We start from the raw sequence: 21,884 nt of genomic DNA, 5'->3' as shown, positions 1-21,884 counted from the left end.
TTCAGCGCTATCCTCCTGGGTGGCGCTTTTTCTTTACCTGCTTTCCTGGCGCATCAGAAGGCATGAACAAGGACTGGCAAATGTGCCGAGCTTTCAAGAGTCTTAACTACCCCACTAAATGAGCTGCTCAATCAGTAAATTATTACTCTTCTACATATCCAATTTGAAGTTGGAGCTCATCTGCCTCTTGCCCTTCTTCTCTGGAAAGCAATATTGATGCGACTTTAGTCCCAGACTTATTTTCATAGTCTTTGATCAGTGCTCTTAGTTTGTCGTGGAACTCAAAAGCTGGATTTTGTGAGTTACTTTCAGACATATCCTAAATCCTCAGTAGTAATATCAAACAGAGTTTATCTCATATTAGTCACAAACACACATCTCCCCTGCAGCGACTCAACCTTATCAATCAGCGCATTATGCTTGATGCTGTTGGCATTTCAGGTTTCGTAGTTTGTTGCTGCGTTGTTGAGGACTTCTGTTGTTGTGACTTCGACGGGTTGAGCGGTGTAAGCTTCTCTGGTCTTTCCAGCAGGCTCTGATCTATATAAATCGGCACCCGCGATTGCATCGTTCCACACGCGCACAGCATTGTCGTCAAAACACACGCGATGATCATGCGCATCATTGATCCTTTCTCTTATGGTCCGGTAAACAATCCTGGTCTGCTGCAGCTGCTCTTGTTTCTTGGTCTCGATTTTGACGAATTCTACAGTGAGCTTCTGAGCGGTTTTTAAATCAGTCTTGATGCTACGCTTCCTGACTTATAGTTTTCCAGCCACGCACCTGCCAGCCACTGGCGAACCCAGCGGCATAAAACACCAGGCTAGCTATCGCCCATACTTTCCATGAGGTAGCAAACTGAATCAGCTTAGACATAACTGCCTTTCTGCCTCAAGACGATTGGTCAAGCCCGGCAGCTCAACATACCCCCCCGCAATCTTGGATTTATTCCAGCGTGGTAATTGATTGCAGGCCGCAATGATATTTCCCGCCTTCAGGTGACGGGCCGCAGTGGATTGTTTGGTGTTGCAGGCAATGGTTGGCCCCATGTTGTAAACCGCATCAGCAAATGCAGCCAGTGGTCGTTCAGGCAAACTAGGTATGCAACGATCCACCTGTTCAATCGCGGCCATCATGTCCCGGTCTAACCGAAACTTGCATTCTTCTAGGGTGTAATAGCGTGCCGTCCTCACGTCGGTGGTGCTGCCATAACAGACCGTGAGTATCCCGGGTGGGTCGTAATAGGCTTAATGACGTAAGCCCTCAGCTGGAATGGCTAGACTGACAGCCAGGATTAAAGCTCTATTTTTAAGATTCATAGGGAGCCTCCATCACTTTTAATTCAGGCGATGGATAAAAGTAGGGATGCTGCCCCTCTGCCGCTTGACGTCGATACTTCTGCCGATCAGCAATTTCACTTAACTCAGCCTCAAGCTTTTGCACCACCAAGGCATGTTCCCTGCGCTTAAGGACTGCGCCAAATATCCCACCCCCGACGCCCAAAGCAATACCAACAATTACCCCCCAATCATTGAGTGTCAGGCCTGTGAAAAATGATATAAACGATCCCAGTACGGTGGATATTTCACTAGCTTTCTTAACTGTTTCTGGGTTTGCCAGATGCTCCGTCAAACTACTCATGCTTCCCCCGAAAGTGAAAAACCCGCCGAAGCGGGCAATAAAAAAGCCACCCGAAGGTGGCTTGATCTCAGTACTTCATAAAATTTTTAGCTAGTCTTGCGGCGGCGACTGGCTGCATATCCCAGAACACCTAAACCTAGGCCGAGCATGGCGTAAGTTGAGGGTTCTGGGACTGCAACTGTTATCCTTTCCCAACGCCCTCCAATTGAATCTTCAATGATCGGCCCATAGTAATCTTGATATGTTCTAAAATTTGATGGACTTATAGACCAACCTACAACCTCACCATCTAAAAAATCCCAATAGTTATCTTTGTTCCAAAATGCAATGTACCACTCATCCCATGTAAAGTTTTCATGACGCTGAGGATTGATATATGTCATTCCAGAGGAAGGATAAAGACCATCCCAATAACCAACTCCACCAATGATGATATTGCTTGGAACTGGAGTGTAAGCACCATAAAGGTAATCAAAACGATCTCGTGTCATCATTGTGCCTGTGAAATCACTTGGAATAATGCCTATACTTAAATAGGGTGAGATGCGAATTCCAGTACCAGGGTCAGGAATGTAACGCCAGAATTCCTTCGCCTGTGAAATTGTGCTCGTGCATAACATTGCCATAAGAATTATTACTTGGATTAATGACTTCATTTTGCTAGTCCCTTGTAGATGAATTCCTAGACAATCTCAGTCCCATCAGGCCCAAGCCTAAACCCAGCATTGCATAAGATGATGGCTCTGGTACTTGTGCTATGACCCAAGAACCACCTATAGAAGAGTCAAATTTCACACCATAGGATGTTTTATAATCCCAAGCATAAACAGACCAGTTCACTATTTCACCACCAACAAAATCCCAATAGTTATCAGCACCCCACAAGACCACATTGTTATAAGAAATTTGAATGCTAATATTTGATGCAGGATTGATGTATTTGAAGTTTTCCCAATTTGAAGCATGGGCTACATCGCCAACTGCGACTCCTTCAGGAGGAGTAGTACCAAATAATTCATAGGCGCCATATAACTCATAAAGCCTTCCGGTAAAATTCTCAGGTGCCCGAATACTTATGTTTGATATCTCTATTCCACTACCATGTGGGGCAACATAACTATAAAGCGCAGCAGAGGCATTAAAAGAGATGGCTAACATGGCCATTACAAGTAATAATTTTAGAAATTTCATATTATGTCCATGAGTTATTTGATTGGTTTTTTTCTAACGGAGAAAGCAGTAAAGATTAGCCCCAGCCCGAGTAGGGCGTACTCTGAAGGCTCAGGTACAGCAACAGGAACCCACATGCCATTGTCGAGGTTTTCGCCCATCGTTGATATAACACCCCACCATGTCTGCTGAAAGCGTTTACGCGCCAATACTCCAAAACACCATCTGTGAACCAAAAGAACGTTTCCTCCCATCCAACTATAATATCCTCGGCAGAAATACTTACATAGTAACCTCCGGGCGCAAGATCTTCATAAGTTAAGCCTGATGATGACCATATAGGAGTTACGAAGATATCCGATGGAACCGGAAGACCGTTGTAGTGCCGGTTTATATAATATTGATCAACTATTCCACCAGTATAGTTGTCAGGGACCTTGAAGGTGATTGTTCCAATGATAGAGAGTAAAGGATTGGTCGAAACAAATTGAAAATTTGTCGCAAATGCTGAGGAACTGATTGAGCTCTCCAGCACTATAGTCCATATAGAATAGCCTTCATGATTCCTCCCAAAATTATTAATAGGTATGTTCTGAGAACATAAAATTATTAACATTGATAGTGCATCTTTATTCTATTCCGCATTTCATAAAAACACTTTAGTCCATTCGCCCTAATAAATGTTTGAATTAATTAGATAACTAGAGACCTTGCGCCCACCTACGCCAAAGTTTTACATCAAGATTCCCCGCTTCTCGCTCTTGAGCCAAGGTGTCGATGAGCTGACGCCAGAACGCTTGAGGTGGCGTGGTTGCACTTGATGAAACTGAATGCCCGTAGGTAAATGCTGCATCACTCCTGACTTTTAGTTTACCGATGACGGTGGCTACTGCAGATGCCCCCGACCACAGGTAAAGTCAAGAGTAAATCCGGTGGCAAAGGCGTGCCCTGTGCTAACGTTGTAAGCAGTAAGGTATTAGGAGTGAACGTCGCTCCACCACCTCCCCATACGCCCTGAGTTGAGCGTCCAGAAATATATCCAAGCTCCTCGCGGTAAGCCCTTGCCACCCGCATGTTGGCACGGTCAGTTAGCCAGAATGTGTCTTGATTCCACACATTCAGCCTCGCTGAACGCCTGTCCCACTTACCCCATTTGGAGATATTGGCAGCAATAGTTGCCGACCCTTCAGTCAGACAGCCTGCTACAGTAGTCCGGGAACCAGTCCCGACTTGCCCAGCATCACGGTTAGCCAATTCGAAAAGACCCGTATCCAACATTTTGGTAAGCTGGGCCGTTGTCATTTTCCCCACCCCACCTATGTCACCTGGTGTCACGTGTGAACGTAGCAGGAATTTGATGATACTGAAGCAGAGGGAAAAGCTCTGTGTAGTATCTAAACCGTCGAAAGTCAAGATGGAAGTTGGGCGCGCCTTCTGATTAAGCATCACATCGCTTAGTGTAATTGCCGTTCCGGTTTGCCCAGCGGCATTACGCCATAGGATACGAAGATGGGTAATCCCGCTCCAATCTCCCGGAGAAGTGCCTATGACGGCCCAATCATCTCCAGCCGGATTAAGGTTATGGAGGCCAGTTCGACGTAACGACAGGTTGGCAGAGGCCGCCGATATCAGGTATTGAAAATTCCAACAATTGGCCTACAGTTTTTAAGGGGCATCCTTCTTGCCAGAAGCCAAATCACGGGTGATATCCATGCTCCAGGCTTGGGCTTCAGCTTTGCTGGTGAAGGCCTTGGACTTGCGCTTGTATTCCACCATGACTTCAGCGCGCCATGTGCCTTCTTTGGTTTTTCTTATGGATGCCACCGTGCCCCCTGATTCATATTTTCAGCATAAATAAACGCGTAATTCTGCGTAACACGATGTGGTATAACACACCGGAGCCGCATGAAATCAGGACACTTGGAAAGGCCGATTCGCCCCCGTTTTTTTTGGTTTAAGCCTTGATTCTATTGGGATTTATTGCGATTTTTGCACCAAATAGTATGGTGCGAAAGGAGAGACTCGAACTCTCACGCCTTGCGGCGCTGGAACCTAAATCCAGTGCGTCTACCAATTCCGCCACTTTCGCTTTACCACTCTCTGGCGAGAGCTGCTCCAAAACAGTTGCTGTTCGGGAAAGGTGCGCATTATAGCCCACTCCTTACCCCTACGAAAAGCCTATTTGAGAAACTTTTAGTAAATTACCTAATAGCGGATTTGTAAGTCATTTAGACAGCCAAGGCTCGTGTAGGGTAGGCCAGTGGTCATTTTAAGATACAGTCTATTGCCAGACTGTTTTGATAAGTGCTTTTACTAATATGAAGACGGCTGGGTGTGGTCAAAATCAGGCTCAGTGCTGGCGTTGTGCAATAACAGCAGCTTTTTCCCCAGATCAGTCAGCCGCAGCATTGACACCTTTTCGATTTGTGATGGATGGTTGCCAGATGTGCTCACTATAAACCATGGCTGGCTGATGAGGCCCTGTTTATGGGCTTGTTGCAGGCAGATGACATCTACCTGGAATTGGACCATGTCTGCATCAATATTGCGTGGTTGAAATGTGGTTTCGCCTTTATCGATTCTTTGCAGGATTTCTAATATTTTTTGCATGTTTAACTCCAATCTGTGGCTTTCAACGCCATTTGATTTGCTACCTTGATATGGATGGCTAGGTTTCTTACTGGTGTGTGCGGTTAGATCAGGGTCCATCATGGGATCAGGTTTCCCTCATACACATAGACTGACCTGGGTTCAAGCTGGAGGGTGTCATGCTCGATATTGGGCAGTGGGTTGAGTGAGGTGTTGATCAGGAGTTTCCAGTCATAGGTGTCGCAATAGGGAATTTTCGCCGGAATAGGTACATGTGAGGCGTTGAGAAATACCAATACGGCTGCCTCATTCTTGTTTGGAGGTACGAACTTCACGGCCATGGCTTTGTTGCTAGGGTTGTTCCATTCTTCATTGGTCATGTTGTCGCCATTGGCATTGAACCAGGCCACATCAGAATTTCCATGCTCATTGAGCTTCCCGGTGAGAAACTCTGCGCGCGCGATAGCGTTATGGCTTTTTCGCAGGTTGGCCAACATGCCGACAAACTCGATCAGTGAATCATCCGCCTTTTCCCAGTTAACCCAGCCAAGTGGGTTGTCCTGGCAATAGGTATTGTTGTTCCCTTGCTGAGTGTTGTTCAGCTCATCACCGGCCAGCAGCATGGGAATGCCTTGTGATAGAAAAAGGGTGGCAAGGAAATTCCTTTTTTGCTGAGCTCGCAAGGCAATGATGTCTTCATCATCGGTTTCTCCTTCATGGCCACAATTCCAGCTGCGATTATCGTTGGCACCATCCTCACTGTTTTCGCCATTGGCTTCGTTATGTTTCTCGTTGAATGACACCAGGTCGTGCAAAGTAAATCCGTCATGCGCCGTTACAAAGTTGACACTGGACCACGGGCGTCGATGTTGTTCGTTAAAAAGGTCACTGGAGGCGGCAAAGCGGCTGGCAAATGTTGATAGCATGCCGTCCTTTCCTGCCCAGAAGTCACGTGTCACATCCCGATAGTCCCCATTCCATTCAGAAAATCCGGGCGGGAATGAGCCCAGCTGAAATCCACCAGGGCCAACATCCCAAGGCTCCGCAATCAACTTGCACCGTGTGAGTACTGGATCCTGCAACATGGCATGGAAGAGGGAGTGGTCGCGGTTAAAACCGTGTTCGTTTCTGCCCAATGTCAATGCCAGATCAAAGCGGAAGCCATCAATCCCATAGACAGAGGCCCACAAACGCAAGCTGTCCATAATCATTTGCAATACTTTGGGGTGCGAAGTGTTGAGCGCGTTGCCACAACCGGTCAGATTGTCGTAATAGCGAGGATTTCCCGGTAGCTCTTTGTAGTAACTGAGATTATCTATGCCTTTCCAGCAAATGGTTGGTCCCAGATGGTTACCTTCACAGGTGTGGTTGTAGACCACGTCGAGAATCACCTCTATCCCGGCTGCATGTAGCGTATCCACCGTTTTGGCAATTTCTTCAAGCTCACCAGAGCACAGGTATCCTGGTTCTGGTGCAAAATAGGAAAGGGTATTGTAGCCCCAGTAGTTGGAAAGGTTTTTTTCCAGCAAGTGCCTATCCTGGGTAAACGCATGAATAGGCATGAGTTCTATCGCGGTGATGCCAATTTTCTGTAAATGACTAATCAGCGCAGAGTCACTCAATGCTGCAAATGTGCCTCGGATGTCGTTGGGAATCAACGGATGCTGCATAGTCAGCCCTTTGACGTGGGCCTCGTAGATAATGGTTTTGGGCCAGCGAATATCGGGCTTTGCAAGCTTGACTAGCGTTTCTGGTGCCACCACAACAGCTTTTGGCATGAATTGGGCGCTGTCTCGTTCATCCATATGAAGGTCGGCATCTGGAGAGTCACTAATGGTATAGCCATACAGTGCGTCATTCCAGTTAATGGAGCCCGACAGCTTTCTGGCGTAAGGATCTAACAGTAATTTGTGGGCATTAAATCGCTGCCCTTCTTCCGGAGCCCATAGCCCATCAACCCGGTATCCATAAAGTTGCCCGGGTTTTACTGTCCCCACATAACCATGCCAGACCCCATTAGTACATTCTCGCAATTGAATGCGATCAGTTTCCGAGGTGCCATGCTGATCAAACAAGCAAAGCGTGACACTGGCAGCATGGTCTGAGAACAGCGCAAAGTTGGTCCCCTTGCCATCAAAATAGGCCCCTCTTGGATATGGTCTACCTTCTTTCAGGATATGGGTCATATCAGAACTCTTTTACTGTTAAGCATGAGTACGAATTTAGTTAAAAACTTACTGAGCTCCTATCAGTGGCAACAGATTTTTAATGTAAGAGGGCACTGACAGTTTCTTCTTGAAATCATATTAATGTTGATGAGATTCAGAGCGAAAGAAGGGATTTCCTACAGTAATTTCAATTGATTACCTACATCTGACCAGGAAAAAGTCACTTACTGTAAGGGTTCGCTTTCTAATATTTTTAAAGGAGAAAGTTATGCCTAAGTTTGTTCTTATTCTTACCGGTGCCTTGCTGGCAGGAGCATCAACCTGCATTTTTGCTGACCCTGTTGCAGATGCGCCTCCAGCACACAAGCAGAAGACACAGGTGCCAGATTCTACTTCTAATGGCAACTACCTTGAGCCTCAGGAAAAAGGGGCTGATTCTAAGCATGATAAAAAACATGAAAAGGATGTTGGAACGACACCATCCAATAGTCAAAAGGGAGAGCGTTTCAAGAAAGAGCCCAATGACGGTGGCACTGATCTTAAACAGAAGTAATGATTAGCCTATTGCTTGCGGCAATCCTTTGATGAGGTTGCTTGCAGGCTGTAGTGCATGACATTGCCCCAGAATTCTAATTGATGATGACATGGGTTGCGATTAACTGATTAGATTAATGAAGGAGAGTGGAAATGGCCTTAGGCACAGTGAAGTGGTTCAATGATTCAAAAGGATTTGGGTTTATCTCTCCCGATGATGGCAGTGATGATTTGTTTGCCCATTTTTCTGAGATTCAATCTGAAGGATATAAAAGCTTGAATGAAAATGATCGTGTCAACTTTGAAATTACCACCACGCCAAAAGGCAAGCAGGCATCAAATATACAAAAGGCCTGAACTCACGCTCTGCATTGCCTGGGGAATTGTTTATTCCCCAGGTTCTATCTCTAATTTATCCTCAGTTCCGCCTTTCTTCCAAGGGCTTATTTACACCCTGTCATCGCTTTAGCTATCAGAAATTGAATCAATTTTTATTTCAAGATGAGGCGATCGTCATCATGGGCTTGTTTTGCCGATTATTTTTTGCATCAGCTATGATAAAATCATCTACTAATATTCAAGATGACAATCTGAACCTTTAACGAGGGGGTTGGATCGAATGGTGGCAGGAAATTTAGTTGGATTTCCATAACCTGTTAATTTTCAATAACTTGATGTTGGGATGCTCCATGTTGTTTATGCTTGGAGTCGCTGGATCCCCATCAATATTCACGATTTAAGGACTACAGCAGATGCAAGCAACCGTTGAAACCATCAGCAATCTTGAGCGCCGTATGACGGTTTCAGTACCAGTGCAATCACTGGAAGAAGAAGTGGCTCAACGCATTAACCGCATGGCACGCACAGTCAAGTTGCCAGGCTTCCGTCCAGGTAAAGTGCCTTTGGGCATGGTGCGCCAACAATATGGCGCCCAGGTGCGTAACGAAGTATTGTCTGATGCGGTTGAGCGTAGCTTTAATGATGCGGTAGAGCAAAATAAGCTACGGGTAGCGGGTTATCCTAATATTGAGCACAAACCATATGCTGAAGCGGATGACAAGATTGAGTATATTGCAACATTCGAAGTGTTCCCTGAGGTTGCTATCGCTGATCTGAGTAAAATCAAGATCGAGCGTCCAGTACTTGAACTCGGTGAAGCTGATGTCAAGAAGACTATCGATGTATTGTTGCGTCAGCGCGCTACATTCGAAGCTGTGAAGCGTGCTTCCAAAAAGGGTGACAAACTCAATATCAGTCTGATTGCCTCTATTGATGGTGCTGAAGTTGAGCGTACTGATGCGAATGGTTTGGACCTAGTGATCGGCGAAGGTGGTCGTTTCCCTGCGTTTGAGGATGAGTTGACAGGTAACAAGGTTGGCAGCAACAAGGTATTTGAGGTTGCTTACCCTGAAGGCCATAAACCAGAGCAGTTGGCTGGAAAAACCGTCAGCTATGATGTGACTTTCAATACGGTTGAGCAGGCAAAACTGCCAGAATTTGACGCTGATTTTGCACGTGGTTTAGGCGTGGAAGACGGTGATGTTGAGAAAATGCGTGAGGAAATCAAGGGTAGCCTCAAGCAGGAAGTAGAAAAACGCGTACGAGCCAAGCTCAAAGAGCAGGCATTCCAGGCATTGCTGGATAACAGCACGCTCGACGTGCCAAAAGCATTTATCAATGCAGAAATTGGCCGCCTTATCCAAGCAACAGAAAACAACCTGAAACAGCGTGGCGTGGACCTGTCCAATGTCAATCTGGAGCCAGCATTGTTTGAAGAGCAAGCCCAGCGCAACGCGAGTTTGCGCCTGATTCTATCTGAGCTGGTGAATGCCAATGACTTGCAAGCAAATGCACAGCAAGTACGTGCCATGGTAGATGTGTTTGCCCAAAGCTTTGAGCGCCCAGCTGATGTGGTGACTTGGTATTACGCAGATGTAAAACGTCTGGATGAGCCAGCAGCGCTGGCAACCGAAGAAAATATTGTGGAATGGGTACTGAAGTCTGCGAAGGTTGCAGACAAGAAAGTCAAATTCGACGACCTGATGGGAAATGCCTAATGATCATAAATAGCCATGCTACTGCACAAAGCCAGTTCGAGCCCCAGGGTCTTGGATATATCCCCATGGTGGTCGAGCAGAGCGGCCGTGGTGAACGCTCTTATGATATTTATTCGCGTTTGCTTAAAGAGCGCATCATTTTCCTGGTAGGCCCAGTCAATGATGCCACTGCCAATCTGGTCGTAGCCCAGTTGTTGTTCTTGGAAGCGGAAAATCCAGACAAGGATATCTCTTTCTACATCAACTCTCCTGGCGGTTCAGTGACTGCAGGTATGGCTATTTATGACACCATGCAGTTCATTAAGTCGGATGTCAGTACATTGTGCATAGGTCAGGCTGCGAGCATGGGCGCGCTGTTGCTAACCGCAGGCGCAAAGGGCAAGCGGTTCTGCCTCCCCAACTCCCGCGTCATGATTCATCAACCACTTGGTGGATTCCAGGGCCAGGCTTCGGATATCGAGATTCATGCCAAGGAAATCCTATATCTGCGTGAAAAGCTTAATCTCATTTTGGCCAGCCATACCGGTCAGTCTGTAGATAAAATCGCCAATGATACAGACCGTGATAACTTCATGAGCGCTGAGCAGTCGGTTGCTTATGGTTTGGTCGATAAGCTTATTGCCAGACATGGCGATGCCGCATAAGATAGTACGCACAGACTTAGTTAATATTTAGGATAGCTTGATGACTACAAAAGCCGAGGGCGAAAAACTACTGTATTGCTCGTTTTGCGGCAAAAGTCAGCATGAAGTCAGGAAGCTGATTGCTGGCCCATCCGTCTTTATTTGCGATGAGTGCGTTGATTTATGCAATGACATCATTCGTGAAGAAATTCAGGATGAGAATGGCCTTAAACCCAAGAGTGGCAAGTTGCCGACTCCCAAGGAAATTTGCGCTATTCTTGATCAGTATGTGATTGGTCAGACCCAAGCCAAAAAAAACCTGGCAGTCGCTGTCTACAACCATTACAAACGTCTGGATCAAAGCACCAATAAGGACGATGTTGAAATCGCCAAGAGTAATATTCTGGTAATTGGCCCGACTGGTTCAGGCAAGACATTGCTGGCCCAGACCCTGGCGCGATTACTGGATGTGCCTTTTGTCATGGCAGATGCCACGACGCTGACAGAAGCTGGATACGTAGGTGAGGACGTCGAGAACATCATGCAGAAATTGCTGCAGAAGTGCGACTATGACGTAGAAAAAGCACAGCGTGGCATTGTCTATATTGATGAAATCGACAAGATATCCCGCAAGTCTGACAATCCTTCCATTACTCGAGATGTATCGGGTGAAGGTGTGCAGCAGGCCTTGCTCAAATTGATTGAGGGGACTGTCGCCTCGGTGCCGCCTCAGGGTGGTCGCAAGCACCCCAATCAAGAGTTTGTGCAGTTGGATACGACCAATATCCTCTTTATTTGTGGTGGTGCATTTGATGGCCTGGACAGGGTTATTCGTCGCCGCTCAGAGAAGGGTGGGATTGGTTTCGGTGCTGAGGTCAAGAGTAAGGATGATGCGCGGGCGATTGGTGAGGTGTTGCGAGATGTTGAGCCAGAAGATCTGATCAAGTTTGGCCTGATCCCTGAATTCGTTGGTCGTTTGCCAGCTATTGCGACGCTTGAGTCCTTGGATGAAGCTGCGCTGGTGACTATTCTGGTCCAGCCAAAAAATGCACTGACAAAGCAATACACCAAGCTGTTCAAGATGGAAGGTGTGGATCTTGAGTTTAGAGAAGCCGCCTTGAATCTGATCGCGAAAAAAGCACTTGAGCGTAAAACGGGTGCGCGTGGTCTAAGATCCATCATGGAGCATTCCTTGCTGGACATTATGTATGATTTGCCGTCATTACCTAATCTGAGCAAGGTGGTCGTCGATGAAGGTGTCATTCGTGGCGACGCGCCTCCGTTATTGATTTATGCAGATGAGCCCAGGCTCGAAACTGCAAGCTAAATCAAATTAAAAAAGGCTGCTTTGCAGCCTTTTTTATGTGAGAATTTATCCACTGGTACTTGAAGCGCCAGTGGGTAGTCCCCATAGATATAGAAAGCATTTGGCATGTTGCCAGCTGCTGCCAACCTTAAGGTTTTTCCATGACAGAACAATCTCTACCGGCTTTCTCCCAGGAATCTGGCTTGTTGCCATTATTACCTTTGCGAGATGTAGTGGTTTATCCGCATCTTGTTATTCCTTTGTTTGTCGGTCGCGAAAAATCAGTTAAAGCTCTGGAGCTTGCCTCCGAGCAGGACAAGCAAATCTTGCTGGTGGCGCAGAAGTCTCCTAACAAGGATGAGCCCGACGCAGAGGATTTGTACGATGTAGGTACTGTGGCGACTGTGTTGCAAATGTTGAAGCTGCCAGATGGCACGGTTAAAGTGCTGGTGGAAGGCTTGCATCGCGCCAGGGTCTTGGAGTTTGTTGAAACTGAAGAGTGTTTCGCAGCAAAATCGGAAAAAATTGATAGTCCTGCCGGTGACGATAGCCAGACGCAGGCTTTGATGCGTACTGTGTTCACCCAGTTTGACCAGTACGTTAAACTGAATAAAAAAATTCCACCAGAGATCCTCACTTCTTTGGCGACCATCGATGATGCTGGCCGTCTGGCCGATACCATCACTGCGCACCTCACATTAAAGCTGGAAGAAAAGCAGAAAATTCTGGAAATGTTCAGCGTTTCCCAACGCCTGGAGCACCTATTAAGCCTGCTTGAAGCCGAGATTGATATCCTGCAGGTAGAGAAGCGCATCCGTGGCAGAGTCAAGCGCCAGATGGAAAAGAGCCAGCGCGAGTATTATCTCAACGAGCAAGTGAAGGCGATCCAGAAAGAGCTCGGCGAGCAAGATGAGAATGCCGATATTGATGAGCTGGAAAAACGTATCAGTGAGGCGCGTATGCCAAAAGATGCACTGGCCAAAGCGCATTCAGAGCTGAAAAAACTCAAGATGATGTCGCCTATGTCAGCTGAAGCGACTGTGGTGCGTAATTACATCGAAACACTGGTGGGTTTGCCTTGGAGAAAAAAGACCAAGATCAGCCGTGATTTGGGCATTGCTGAAGATATTCTGGATGCAGACCATTTTGGTCTTGAAAAGGTGAAGGAGCGGATTGTTGAGTATCTCGCTGTACAACAGCGTGTGGATAAGCTCAAGGCGCCGATCCTTTGTCTGGTGGGCCCTCCTGGCGTAGGCAAGACTTCTCTCGGTCAGAGCATTGCCAAGGCGGTTAACCGCAAGTTTGTGCGTGTGGCGCTTGGTGGCGTGCGCGATGAATCTGAAATCAGAGGTCATCGCCGCACTTATATCGGTTCCATGCCAGGCAAGATATTGCAAAGCATGAATAAGGTTGGCGTTAGAAATCCTTTGTTCCTGCTTGATGAGGTCGACAAAATGGGACAGGATTTCCGCGGTGATCCTTCTTCCGCGCTGCTGGAGGTGTTGGACCCAGAGCAAAACCATACTTTTGTCGATCATTATGTCGAGGTTGAGTATGATTTGTCGGATGTGATGTTTGTGGCAACTGCTAATTCGCTGAATATCCCAGGCCCTTTACTGGATCGTATGGAGGTGATTCGTCTGGCTGGATACACCGAAGACGAAAAGGTGAATATTGCCATGCGGTATTTGCTGCCTAAGCAGTTGAAAACGCATGGCTTGAAAGAGACAGAAATCAGCATCACCGAGGCAACGATTCGGGATGTGGTGCGCTATTACACGCGTGAAGCCGGTGTGCGTAGTCTTGATCGGGAAATTTCCAAGATCTGCCGCAAAGTGGTGAAGGAAATTCTAACGACTAAGGCGAAGTCAGCCACGGCCTCTGCGCGTAAAATTACCGTAGCGCCCAAGAATCTGGATAAGTACCTAGGGGTACAACGCTTTGATTACGGCGTTGCAGCCAAGGATAACCAGGTGGGGCAGGTGACTGGCCTGGCTTGGACTGAGGTGGGTGGAGAGTTGTTGACGATTGAGTCTGTATTGTTGCCTGGCAAGGGTAAGGTTATTACAACTGGTAAGCTTGGTGAAGTGATGCAGGAATCGATACAGGCTGCCATGAGTGTCGTACGTAGCCGAGCCAAGCGCTTGGGGATTGTCGAAGACTTCTACGAAAAGAATGATATCCATATCCACTTGCCAGAGGGGGCTACGCCTAAAGATGGTCCAAGTGCGGGTATTGCCATTTCGACCGCCTTGGTCTCTGTGTTGAGTAATATCCCTGTACGCTCAGATGTGGCGATGACCGGTGAAATTACATTGCGTGGAGAAGTCTTGCCTATCGGTGGCCTGAAAGAGAAGTTATTGGCAGCTCATCGCGGTGGAATCAAGACCGTGTTAATCCCTGAGCAAAACGTGAAAGACCTGACAGATATCCCGGAAAATATCAAAAATCACCTTGATATTCATCCTGTTAAGTGGATAGATGACGTGTTGGAGCTTGCGTTAGAACGCATGCCAAAAGCCGACGATGGAGAGGTTGCGGTGGCCGAAGTTGAACCCAAGGCTAAAACGACTAAATCCTCATCTGTGACTAAACATTGAGTTAGATCGCTTCAGCTAGGCGGGAAAAGCTTGACATGAGCTTTTCCCGCTTGATATAAAGCAGAGCACAGGGTCTTTTCGCCCCTGTTTCTAAAACAATGTCGAAAGGGGATTACAGGTGAACAAGTCTGAATTGATTGATCAAATTGCTAAAGCTGCTGGTATTTCCAAAGCTGCTGCAGGTCGTTCTTTAGATGCAACAACTGCTGCAATCACTAAAGCTCTGAAAAAGGGTGATCTTGTCACTCTGATTGGCTTTGGTACCTTTTATGTCGGTAAGCGTGCTGCACGTAATGGTCGTAATCCTCGCACTGGCGCCACTATCAAGATCAAGGCTGCCAATTCTCCTAAATTTAGGGCTGGTAAAGCGCTCAAGGATGCTGTAAACTAGCGGTCTTCGTTGGTTAGGCAGGGTGCTTAGCTCAGTTGGTAGAGCGTCGCCCTTACAAGGCGAATGTCGGCGGTTCGACCCCGTCAGCACCCACCAAATTGCCAGCGAAAGTCGTTGAGTTTTGGAGAAAGCAACGCGAAGTTTAGGAGTGGTAGTTCAGTTGGTTAGAATACCGGCCTGTCACGCCGGGGGTCGCGGGTTCGAGTCCCGTCCACTCCGCCAAGAAAAAAGCGAACCTCAGGGTTCGCTTTTTTGCTTTTAGCGATCAATTTCTGCAGTTACCCAAAAAAATCCCTTATTTTAATTGAATACCTGTTTCAATAGGATGCCTTGGTATGTCGTCGATTGTGAATATGGTATATTCAAGGGTTAGGTTTACTCATTATTGAGTGACTGGTAGATTTTCCCGATATTGAAAATAAATAAGGCTTATCGTTATGTTGGAAGCAATTCGTGATCGTTCAAAAGGGTGGCTGGCGAAGGTAATCTTGGCTGCTATCACTGTCCCCTTTGCACTGGTAGGCGTTGACAGCTATTTGCGGGATGCAGGCTCTAACGTTGCCGTGGCAACCGTCAATGGTGACTCGATTACCGTACAGGAATATGGCAATGCGCTACAAAACCTGCGTAATCGTCTGCAAAGCCAAGGTAAAGTGGATCCATCAGTGATTGATGGTCCTGAAATCAAGCAGGCAGTGGTTGACCAGCTGATTGCAGATCGATTGCTTGCTGCGGAAATAAAGCGTGCCAACTTTGTGGTGAGTGATGAACAGCTTGCCCATACGATTACCAGCGAACCCGAGTTCCAGCAGGATGGCAAATTTTCCCAGCAGCTTTACGATCAGTTCCTGGCCGAGCGCCGTCGTACCCCTTCACAGTTTGAGGGCGATATCCGCAACGATCTGTTGAGCTTGCAAGCACGTGAAGGGCTGTCTGTATTGGCATTCGTGCCTACTGCAGTGGTGAATCATGCGATTGAGGTGGAGCATCAATCTCGCGAAGTCAGCGTTTCTGAAATCAAAACAGCAGATTTTATTGCGCAGGCTAGTGTGACGCCTGAAGAGGTTAAAGCCTATTACACCGAGCATCAGGATAAGTTCAAGGTGCCTGCGCAGGTGAAGTTGGACTTTGTATTGTTATCTGCCAATGCATTGATCTCAGGCCAGCAAGTCTCTGATGATGAGGCCAAGGATTACTATGCGCAGAATGCTGCGCAGTTCCAGGGTGATGAACAGCGCCGTGCCAGCCATATCCTGATTGGCTTTGGCGTGAGTCCTACACCAGAAGCCAAGCAACAAGCCAAAGCTAAGGCGGCTGAGGTATTAGCCTTGGTGAAGAAAAATCCTGAGCAGTTTGAAGCATTGGCTAAACAGTATTCACAAGATCCTAGCTCCAAAGATAAAGGGGGCGATCTTGGCCTGTTTGGTCCTGGTGCCATGGTAAAGCCATTTGAAGATGCCGTCTTTTCTATGAAGCCAGGCACGATCACTGATTTGGTCGAGTCAGACTTTGGTTATCACATTATCAAGCTGACAGAAATTAAAGGCAGTGGACAATCTTTTGATGAGGTTAAAGGCCAGATTCGCGCCGAATTGCTCTATCAAAAAGCGCTGGCAAAATTTTCTGAGCAGGCGGAAAACTTCAGCAATATGGTGTACGAACAGGCTGATAGCCTGGAGCCTGCAGCCAAGGCATTTGGTATGCAAGTGCAAACCAGTGGCTGGTTAAGTCGTGCAGATGGTGCCAAGTTCTTCAAGAACGATAAATTGATGGACATGGTGTTCAGTGATGAGGTGCTGAAGGACAAGCGCAATACTGAAGCCATTGAAGTTTCACCTAACAATTTGTTATCAGCACGTGTTGCAGAATATAAACCTGCTGCTGCTCGTACTTTTGATGAGGTGAAGGCTGCGATTGAGGATTTTCTCAAGCAGGAAAAAGGTACCAAGCTGGCGCGTGAAAAGGGCGAAGCTGCGCTTGCAAGTTTGCGGGAAGGCAAAGCCATTACATTGGATTGGACTCCACCTGTGACGGTTGACCGTAAGAACCCACAAAGCCTGACCGATCTTTCAGTGTCTACAGCATTTAAGGCAAATGCTAGCAAGTTGCCTGCTTATGCTGGTGTGTCAGACAAGAATGGTTATTTAGTGGTCAAAGTCAGTGCTGTAAATGCGGTTGCTGATAGTGATGAAGCAAAAGCCAGTGCCAAGGCTGACCTTCAAGCTGCGATGACGGCTGAATATAGAAGTGCCTATATCAAATCGCTTAAGCAGAAGAGCAAAATCAAGATCAACAACCAGTTGCTGGATGCCGACCAGGCAAATCCCTAATCAAGGATTTAGCTCCCGTCATCATTAAGCGGCGGTGTGATTGATAAAAAAGGCAGTTGGAATTTCCAACTGCCTTTTTATTTGCTTACGAACATCTCAATCAGAAGTCTGCGGCTTGAATGCTAGTCTATGGTGCCCACTGCGGTGATATTCATGCCGCCATCCACATAAGTGATTTCCCCAGTGATGCCTGAGGCCAAGTCACTGCAAAGAAAAGCGGCGGCATTCCCGACTTCTTCAATCGAGACATTTCTGCGTAGTGGGGCATGTTTTTCGTTAAAGCGCATCAGGTCGTCGAAGCCGGTAATTCCAGAGGCTGCCAAGGTGCGGATGGGACCCGCTGATACAGCATTGACACGTATGCCTTTAGGTCCCAGGCTTTGCGCCATATAGCGTAGATTAGCTTCCAGGCTGGCTTTGGCAACTCCCATGACGTTGTAGTTGGGCAGGGTACGTTCTGCCCCTAGGTAACTGACGGTGAGCAAGCTGGCATTGCGTCCTGCTAGCATTGGCACGGCAGCCTTGGCCAAGGCTGCAAAACTGTAGGAACTAATATCATGGGCAATGTGAAAATTTTCGCGCGTGACGCTCTCTAGGTAGTCTCCTGCCAGTGCGGCCTTAGGTACAAACGCGACCGAGTGTACCAAGACGTCGAAGCTATTCCAGTGTTGCGCCAATGAAGTGAATAGGGTGGCAATCTGATCATCGCTGCCAACATCGCAAGGCAGGACTATCTTGGAGCCAAGATTTGCAGCCAGGCTGCTAATCCTGTCCTGCAGTTTCTCTTTCTGGAAGGTAAAAGCGAGCTCAGCTCCTTCACGCTTCATGGCGGCGGCAATGCCATAGGCAATTGAATGCTCACTGAGCATGCCGACAATCAATGCACGTTTGCCAGAAAGAAATCCCATAGGTTTTTTCCTTACACGTTAAAAGTTTGAGCTGGGCTTACGCGTTTAGTAGGCTTGGCGGATTATCGATTGCGCGATGAGCGCGGATCAAAGACATCTCTCAGCCCCTCGCCAAATAGATTGTATCCTAGTACCGTAATCAGGATTGCCAAGCCAGGAAACAGGGATAGCCACCAGGCAAATTGAATATATTCCTTGCCATCAGTCAGGATATTGCCCCACGATGCCTGGGGTGCTTGTACGCCCAAGCCAAGAAAGCTGAGGCCTGACTCTATCAATACCGCACTCGCGACACCCAGTACTGAGCTGACAATAATGGGCGTCATGCTGTTAGGTAATAGGTGTTTGAAAATCAGTCGATTGTCATTGGCTCCCAGTGTTTCTGAAGCCATGACGAATTCACGATTACGTAAACTGAGGAACTCCGCACGTACCAGCCGTGTGACGCCCATCCACGAAGTGAGGCCAATGACGATCATGATGTTCAAGATAGACGGCGTGAGGAATGCAATGACCGCCAGGATCAGGAAGAAAGTGGGAATGGACAGCATGACGTCTACTGTGCGCATAATCACCATATCCACCCAGCCACGGTAATAGCCTGATATTGCCCCGAGTATGATGCCGATAAATGTGGCAATCCCTACAGCCACCAGTCCTACCAGCAAGGAAATACGGGCGCCGTAAAGCATGCGTGAAAAAACGTCGCGACCCAGTCCATCGGTGCCCATCAGATGGGCGGCGCTAGGCTCCAGCAAAATGGCTTTAACGTCTATCGCATCAGGATCGAAAGGTGCGATCAATGGCGCAAACAATGCCAACAGGAAAATCAGGCTGATGATAATGAATCCTGATAATGCTAATGGGTTGGACAATGCGCGCTTCATTGCATGACTCCACGGCGTACACGCGGATCGGCCCACGCATAAGCCACATCAGCCAGCAGGTTGCCTAACAGTGTTAATGCTGATCCTATGGTGAGTATGCCCATGATGACGGGAAAGTCGCGCATCAGCACCGCGTCGTAAAACAGCTTGCCCATCCCGGGGATAGCAAATATCGATTCTGCGATCACTGAGCCTCCAATCAGGCCTGGAATAGACAGGCCAAGAATGGTGATGAGTGGCAAGAGGGCATTGCGTAGCGCGTGGCCATATACCACGGTATTTTCTGGCAGGCCTTTGGCACGAGCGGTGACGATATAGTCTTGATGTAGCACGTCCAGCATGCCGTTTCGCACAAATAAAGAAATACCGGCTAGACCACTCAATCCGGAAATAAGGACGGGCAGGGTCAAATGTTTCAGAGTATCCAGTGTGTAGGCAAACCAGTTCATGGCATCTGCGCCCTGACTGTGCAGGCCGGAGATCGGCAGCCAGTCATGCACCACCCCTGTCCAGTACATCAGTAATAGTGCTAGCCAAAACCCGGGAATTGCGAACCCTATAAACACAAAGAGGGTGATTGCCCGGTCTGGCGCCCGATTTTGCGTCAACGCGGATATTACGCCCAGTGGTAGAGCAATCACGAGTATGAGAGCCAAGCTCAGTACATTGATGAGCAGAGTGATGGGCAAGGCTTCTTCAATCATGCCTGGCGTCACATTGCCGTCTTTATCCTTGGTTTGCAAAAACACCGGACGTTGATGGGAGGCAAAGGAGGTACCGAAATCCAGTTTGACCATGCGTTCTAGCCATAAGCCATACTGGACAATGACCGGTTTATCCAGATGATAGATTTCACGCAGTTTTTGTCTGGATTCTTCACTGGCTTTGGGATCAAAGCCAGCCTCAGTGGTGGTGATGTCTCCCGGTGCCAGGTGAATGATGAGGAATGAGACCAGGCTGATGCCAATCAGCAGGGGAATCATCCAGAACAGGCGCTTGAGTAAATAGTTAAGCATATCGTTTACTGACTGATCTCTGTGCGTCGCAAGGGTTGGGGAATGTACCAATCCTGAGAATTGTGGCCGATACCTGCAGGCGGCGCAGGATTATCTATGCCTTTGATGCGTTTGTGGATGGCAGGCAGCCCGTAACCGGCAAACAAGTAAACAATCGGGCTTTCTTCCTGCAAAATCTGGGCAAATTCATGATAAATCTTCATGCGTTTGTCAGGGTCAAGTTCCATACGCCCCTTTTCCAGCAGGCGATCCACGCGTGGGTTGTTGTAGCCGATAAAGTTGAACTGACCAGGTGCTTGTTGTGAGGAGTGCCATATGCTGTATTGGTCAGGGTCTATGGCCAGGCTCCAGCCGAGAACGACCATATCGAAGTCACCGGTCTTGATGAAGCGACCAATGAAGCTGGCCCATTCCAGCACGCGAATCCTGACATCGATGCCGACTTCCTTCAGGCGACGCTGGATCAGGACTGCGCTCATTTCACGTTGCTTGTTCTGGTTGGTGAGGATTTCAAACGAGAGCGGTTTGCCATTGCGCTCGAGCACACCATCTCCATTACGAGGCTTAAAGCCAGCCTGACGGAGCAGCTCTTTAGCTTTTCCCGGGTCGTAGGCGTAAGGTGTCAGGTCTGGATTCGTCCAGCGCGTACCTGGTTTGTAGGGAGATGATACCGGTTCACCCAGGCCGAGCAGCACGCCGTCTATCAACTCTTGCTTATTGATCGCATAGTTAATGGCCTTACGCACACGGATATCGTCAAAAGGCTTGTGTTTGAGGTTGAAGCCCAGATAGGTGTAACTATTGCCCAGCTCCTTGTATAAACCAAACTTCTGTTCCAGTTCCGGACGCGCAGGGAAAATGCGGGCATATTGCACCGGGTTGAGCGTCATGGTGTCTATATTGTTGGCCATGAGCTCAAGAAATTGCGAGGCTTCATCTGGAATAAAACGACTGACCAGGCGTTCTATCCTGGCAGGCCCTTGGGATGAAAGGGAGTTACGGACGAGAGATATCTGCTCACCACTGCGCCATTTCTCCAGCTTGTAGTAATGACTCCCGGTCGGGTTGCGTGCAAACGGCGTGTTATTGATGTCTTGACCTTGCAGTAAATGCTTGGGAAGTATTTGCAGGCCTGCCCAGGAGTTGATGGCTGGCGCATATGGCTCGGCATAGCTGACCTTGAAGGTGCGGGCATCAGGTGTTTCCGCACGTATCACTAATTTGTAGTCTGAGCCATAAGGGGTGCGGGTTTTATCATCGGTCACCAGCTTCCAGGTAAACAGGATATCAGCACTGGTCAATGGCTTGCCATCAGCCCACTTGAGGTTGGGTTTTAGTTTGAAGGTAATGGTTTTCTGGTCCGGGGACACCTGCCAGGACTCCGCCAACTCCCCTTCAAACTCCAGGTTCTTGTCAAAACGCAGCAGGCTGCTGAAAATGTTCTGAGCCACTGCTGAAGCAGCGGCTTCTCCTGCAATCATGGTGATCAGTCCACTCGGTTCTCCGCGAGTGGCATCTATCATGGTGCCGCCATCCTCTGGTGGGTATTCAGCGTTAAAGTCTACAGTGTTACCAGAGGGAGTTTTGCTGCATGCTGCCAGCAGAGCACTGACCAGCAGTAAGGAATGGAACAGTGCGGATTGTTTGATTAAATTGTGCATCAT

At 47.9% G+C, this 21,884-nt stretch carries 22 protein-coding genes, 3 tRNA genes and 1 pseudogene; 10 read left to right on the top strand and 16 right to left on the bottom strand.

Annotated features, from left to right (window positions below; all coding sequences use genetic code 11):
• Positions 1-142: 142 nt before the first annotated feature.
• From LG201_RS04535 to glgX, 12 genes and pseudogenes are all read right to left on the bottom strand, one after another.
• Positions 143-316, bottom strand: a complete 174-nt coding sequence (locus LG201_RS04535; protein ID WP_226770972.1) for a hypothetical protein — start codon at positions 314-316, stop codon at positions 143-145.
• Positions 317-747: 431 nt separating this feature from the next.
• The gene (locus LG201_RS14360; protein ID WP_264193264.1) at positions 748-876 is read right to left on the bottom strand and encodes a hypothetical protein; all 129 of its coding nucleotides are present in this window, start codon (positions 874-876) and stop codon (positions 748-750) included.
• Positions 864-1,235, bottom strand: a pseudogene (locus LG201_RS04530) (glycoside hydrolase family protein); the annotation flags it as partial. The gene LG201_RS14360 and the pseudogene LG201_RS04530, both read right to left, overlap by 13 nt.
• Before the next feature lie 73 nt (positions 1,236-1,308).
• Entirely contained in the window at positions 1,309-1,641 is a 333-nt protein-coding gene (locus LG201_RS04525; protein ID WP_226770971.1) for a hypothetical protein, read from the bottom strand.
• Positions 1,642-1,727: 86 nt separating this feature from the next.
• Positions 1,728-2,297, bottom strand: coding sequence for a PEP-CTERM sorting domain-containing protein (locus tag LG201_RS04520; RefSeq protein ID WP_226770970.1), 570 nt, complete (start codon positions 2,295-2,297; stop codon positions 1,728-1,730).
• Positions 2,298-2,301: 4 nt separating this feature from the next.
• Positions 2,302-2,832 carry a PEP-CTERM sorting domain-containing protein gene (locus LG201_RS04515; protein WP_226770969.1) on the bottom strand — a complete coding sequence of 177 codons (531 nt, stop codon included), beginning with the start codon at positions 2,830-2,832 and terminating at the stop codon, positions 2,302-2,304.
• Positions 2,833-2,846: 14 nt separating this feature from the next.
• Positions 2,847-2,948 (bottom strand): PEP-CTERM sorting domain-containing protein, encoded by a 102-nt coding sequence (locus LG201_RS14470; protein WP_226771924.1) that lies wholly within the window; start codon positions 2,946-2,948, stop codon positions 2,847-2,849.
• Positions 2,949-3,681: 733 nt separating this feature from the next.
• Complete coding sequence (locus LG201_RS04505) at positions 3,682-4,257, bottom strand: hypothetical protein (protein ID WP_226770968.1); 576 nt, start codon at positions 4,255-4,257, stop codon at positions 3,682-3,684.
• A gap of 219 nt (positions 4,258-4,476) precedes the next feature.
• Positions 4,477-4,635: a hypothetical protein gene (locus tag LG201_RS04500; RefSeq protein ID WP_226770967.1), complete on the bottom strand. Its 159-nt coding sequence runs from the start codon at positions 4,633-4,635 to the stop codon at positions 4,477-4,479.
• 180 nt (positions 4,636-4,815) lie between these two features.
• A tRNA-Leu gene (locus LG201_RS04495) sits at positions 4,816-4,900 on the bottom strand.
• 224 nt (positions 4,901-5,124) lie between these two features.
• Entirely contained in the window at positions 5,125-5,421 is a 297-nt protein-coding gene (locus LG201_RS04490) for a hypothetical protein (RefSeq protein WP_226770966.1), read from the bottom strand.
• 98 nt (positions 5,422-5,519) lie between these two features.
• On the bottom strand, positions 5,520-7,586 hold the full coding sequence (glgX, locus tag LG201_RS04485) for a glycogen debranching protein GlgX (protein ID WP_226770965.1): 2,067 nt from the start codon (positions 7,584-7,586) through the stop codon (positions 5,520-5,522).
• 250 nt (positions 7,587-7,836) lie between these two features.
• Here glgX and LG201_RS04480 point away from each other — a divergent pair, with 250 nt between their 5' ends.
• The 10 genes from LG201_RS04480 (at position 7,837) to LG201_RS04435 (ending at position 17,409) form a co-directional block, all read left to right on the top strand.
• Positions 7,837-8,121, top strand: coding sequence for a hypothetical protein (locus tag LG201_RS04480; protein WP_226770964.1), 285 nt, complete (start codon positions 7,837-7,839; stop codon positions 8,119-8,121).
• A 134-nt stretch (positions 8,122-8,255) separates the two neighbouring features.
• Complete coding sequence (locus tag LG201_RS04475; protein WP_226770963.1) at positions 8,256-8,459, top strand: cold-shock protein; 204 nt, start codon at positions 8,256-8,258, stop codon at positions 8,457-8,459.
• Between the two features lie 395 nt (positions 8,460-8,854).
• Positions 8,855-10,159, top strand: a complete 1,305-nt coding sequence (gene tig / locus LG201_RS04470; RefSeq protein WP_226770962.1) for a trigger factor — start codon at positions 8,855-8,857, stop codon at positions 10,157-10,159.
• On the top strand, positions 10,159-10,803 hold the full coding sequence (gene clpP, locus LG201_RS04465; protein WP_226770961.1) for an ATP-dependent Clp endopeptidase proteolytic subunit ClpP: 645 nt from the start codon (positions 10,159-10,161) through the stop codon (positions 10,801-10,803). Before tig ends, clpP begins: the two co-directional genes overlap by 1 nt.
• A gap of 40 nt (positions 10,804-10,843) precedes the next feature.
• Positions 10,844-12,109: an ATP-dependent Clp protease ATP-binding subunit ClpX gene (gene clpX, locus LG201_RS04460; protein WP_226770960.1), complete on the top strand. Its 1,266-nt coding sequence runs from the start codon at positions 10,844-10,846 to the stop codon at positions 12,107-12,109.
• A gap of 140 nt (positions 12,110-12,249) precedes the next feature.
• Entirely contained in the window at positions 12,250-14,688 is a 2,439-nt protein-coding gene (lon, locus tag LG201_RS04455; RefSeq protein ID WP_226770959.1) for an endopeptidase La, read from the top strand.
• 118 nt (positions 14,689-14,806) lie between these two features.
• A complete protein-coding gene (locus LG201_RS04450; protein ID WP_226770958.1) occupies positions 14,807-15,079 on the top strand; it encodes an HU family DNA-binding protein in 273 nt (90 codons plus the stop codon).
• A gap of 20 nt (positions 15,080-15,099) precedes the next feature.
• Positions 15,100-15,175: transfer RNA gene (locus LG201_RS04445), tRNA-Val, on the top strand.
• Positions 15,176-15,224: 49 nt separating this feature from the next.
• Positions 15,225-15,301, top strand: a tRNA-Asp gene (locus tag LG201_RS04440).
• Between the two features lie 215 nt (positions 15,302-15,516).
• Positions 15,517-17,409: a SurA N-terminal domain-containing protein gene (locus tag LG201_RS04435; RefSeq protein ID WP_226770957.1), complete on the top strand. Its 1,893-nt coding sequence runs from the start codon at positions 15,517-15,519 to the stop codon at positions 17,407-17,409.
• A 122-nt stretch (positions 17,410-17,531) separates the two neighbouring features.
• On the opposite strand, the gene LG201_RS04430 is transcribed toward LG201_RS04435, so the two are convergent.
• The 4 genes from LG201_RS04430 to LG201_RS04415 form a co-directional block, all read right to left on the bottom strand.
• A complete protein-coding gene (locus LG201_RS04430; RefSeq protein ID WP_226770956.1) occupies positions 17,532-18,317 on the bottom strand; it encodes an enoyl-ACP reductase FabI in 786 nt (261 codons plus the stop codon).
• 62 nt (positions 18,318-18,379) lie between these two features.
• A complete protein-coding gene (locus LG201_RS04425) occupies positions 18,380-19,204 on the bottom strand; it encodes an ABC transporter permease (RefSeq protein ID WP_226770955.1) in 825 nt (274 codons plus the stop codon).
• A complete protein-coding gene (locus tag LG201_RS04420; protein WP_226770954.1) occupies positions 19,201-20,220 on the bottom strand; it encodes an ABC transporter permease in 1,020 nt (339 codons plus the stop codon). The genes LG201_RS04425 and LG201_RS04420 overlap by 4 nt, the downstream gene beginning before the upstream one ends.
• 5 nt (positions 20,221-20,225) lie before the next feature.
• Positions 20,226-21,881 carry a peptide-binding protein gene (locus LG201_RS04415; RefSeq protein ID WP_226771923.1) on the bottom strand — a complete coding sequence of 552 codons (1,656 nt, stop codon included), beginning with the start codon at positions 21,879-21,881 and terminating at the stop codon, positions 20,226-20,228.
• Between the last annotated feature and the right edge of the window lie 3 nt (positions 21,882-21,884).

It is taken from the genome of Methylobacillus gramineus, assembly GCF_020532675.1.
Taxonomy (GTDB): Bacteria; Pseudomonadota; Gammaproteobacteria; order Burkholderiales; family Methylophilaceae; genus Methylobacillus; species Methylobacillus gramineus.
This window is presented reverse-complemented; position numbering and strand designations above follow the sequence as displayed.

Bases quoted from the DNA above. Each gene is read 5' to 3' on its own strand.
- LG201_RS04535 (WP_226770972.1), bottom strand. From the start codon at position 316: ATGTCTGAAAGTAACTCACAAAATCCAGCTTTTGAGTTCCACGACAAA.
- LG201_RS14360 (WP_264193264.1), bottom strand. From the start codon at position 876: ATGTCTAAGCTGATTCAGTTTGCTACCTCATGGAAAGTATGGGCGATA.
- LG201_RS04525 (WP_226770971.1), bottom strand. From the start codon at position 1,641: ATGAGTAGTTTGACGGAGCATCTGGCAAACCCAGAAACAGTTAAGAAA.
- LG201_RS04520 (WP_226770970.1), bottom strand. From the start codon at position 2,297: ATGAAGTCATTAATCCAAGTAATAATTCTTATGGCAATGTTATGCACG.
- LG201_RS04515 (WP_226770969.1), bottom strand. From the start codon at position 2,832: ATGAAATTTCTAAAATTATTACTTGTAATGGCCATGTTAGCCATCTCT.
- LG201_RS14470 (WP_226771924.1), bottom strand. From the start codon at position 2,948: ATGTGGGTTCCTGTTGCTGTACCTGAGCCTTCAGAGTACGCCCTACTC.
- LG201_RS04505 (WP_226770968.1), bottom strand. From the start codon at position 4,257: ATGCTTAATCAGAAGGCGCGCCCAACTTCCATCTTGACTTTCGACGGT.
- LG201_RS04490 (WP_226770966.1), bottom strand. From the start codon at position 5,421: ATGCAAAAAATATTAGAAATCCTGCAAAGAATCGATAAAGGCGAAACC.
- glgX (WP_226770965.1), bottom strand. From the start codon at position 7,586: ATGACCCATATCCTGAAAGAAGGTAGACCATATCCAAGAGGGGCCTAT.
- LG201_RS04480 (WP_226770964.1), top strand. From the start codon at position 7,837: ATGCCTAAGTTTGTTCTTATTCTTACCGGTGCCTTGCTGGCAGGAGCA.
- LG201_RS04475 (WP_226770963.1), top strand. From the start codon at position 8,256: ATGGCCTTAGGCACAGTGAAGTGGTTCAATGATTCAAAAGGATTTGGG.
- tig (WP_226770962.1), top strand. From the start codon at position 8,855: ATGCAAGCAACCGTTGAAACCATCAGCAATCTTGAGCGCCGTATGACG.
- clpP (WP_226770961.1), top strand. From the start codon at position 10,159: ATGATCATAAATAGCCATGCTACTGCACAAAGCCAGTTCGAGCCCCAG.
- clpX (WP_226770960.1), top strand. From the start codon at position 10,844: ATGACTACAAAAGCCGAGGGCGAAAAACTACTGTATTGCTCGTTTTGC.
- lon (WP_226770959.1), top strand. From the start codon at position 12,250: ATGACAGAACAATCTCTACCGGCTTTCTCCCAGGAATCTGGCTTGTTG.
- LG201_RS04435 (WP_226770957.1), top strand. From the start codon at position 15,517: ATGTTGGAAGCAATTCGTGATCGTTCAAAAGGGTGGCTGGCGAAGGTA.
- LG201_RS04430 (WP_226770956.1), bottom strand. From the start codon at position 18,317: ATGGGATTTCTTTCTGGCAAACGTGCATTGATTGTCGGCATGCTCAGT.
- LG201_RS04425 (WP_226770955.1), bottom strand. From the start codon at position 19,204: ATGAAGCGCGCATTGTCCAACCCATTAGCATTATCAGGATTCATTATC.
- LG201_RS04420 (WP_226770954.1), bottom strand. From the start codon at position 20,220: ATGCTTAACTATTTACTCAAGCGCCTGTTCTGGATGATTCCCCTGCTG.
- LG201_RS04415 (WP_226771923.1), bottom strand. From the start codon at position 21,881: ATGCACAATTTAATCAAACAATCCGCACTGTTCCATTCCTTACTGCTG.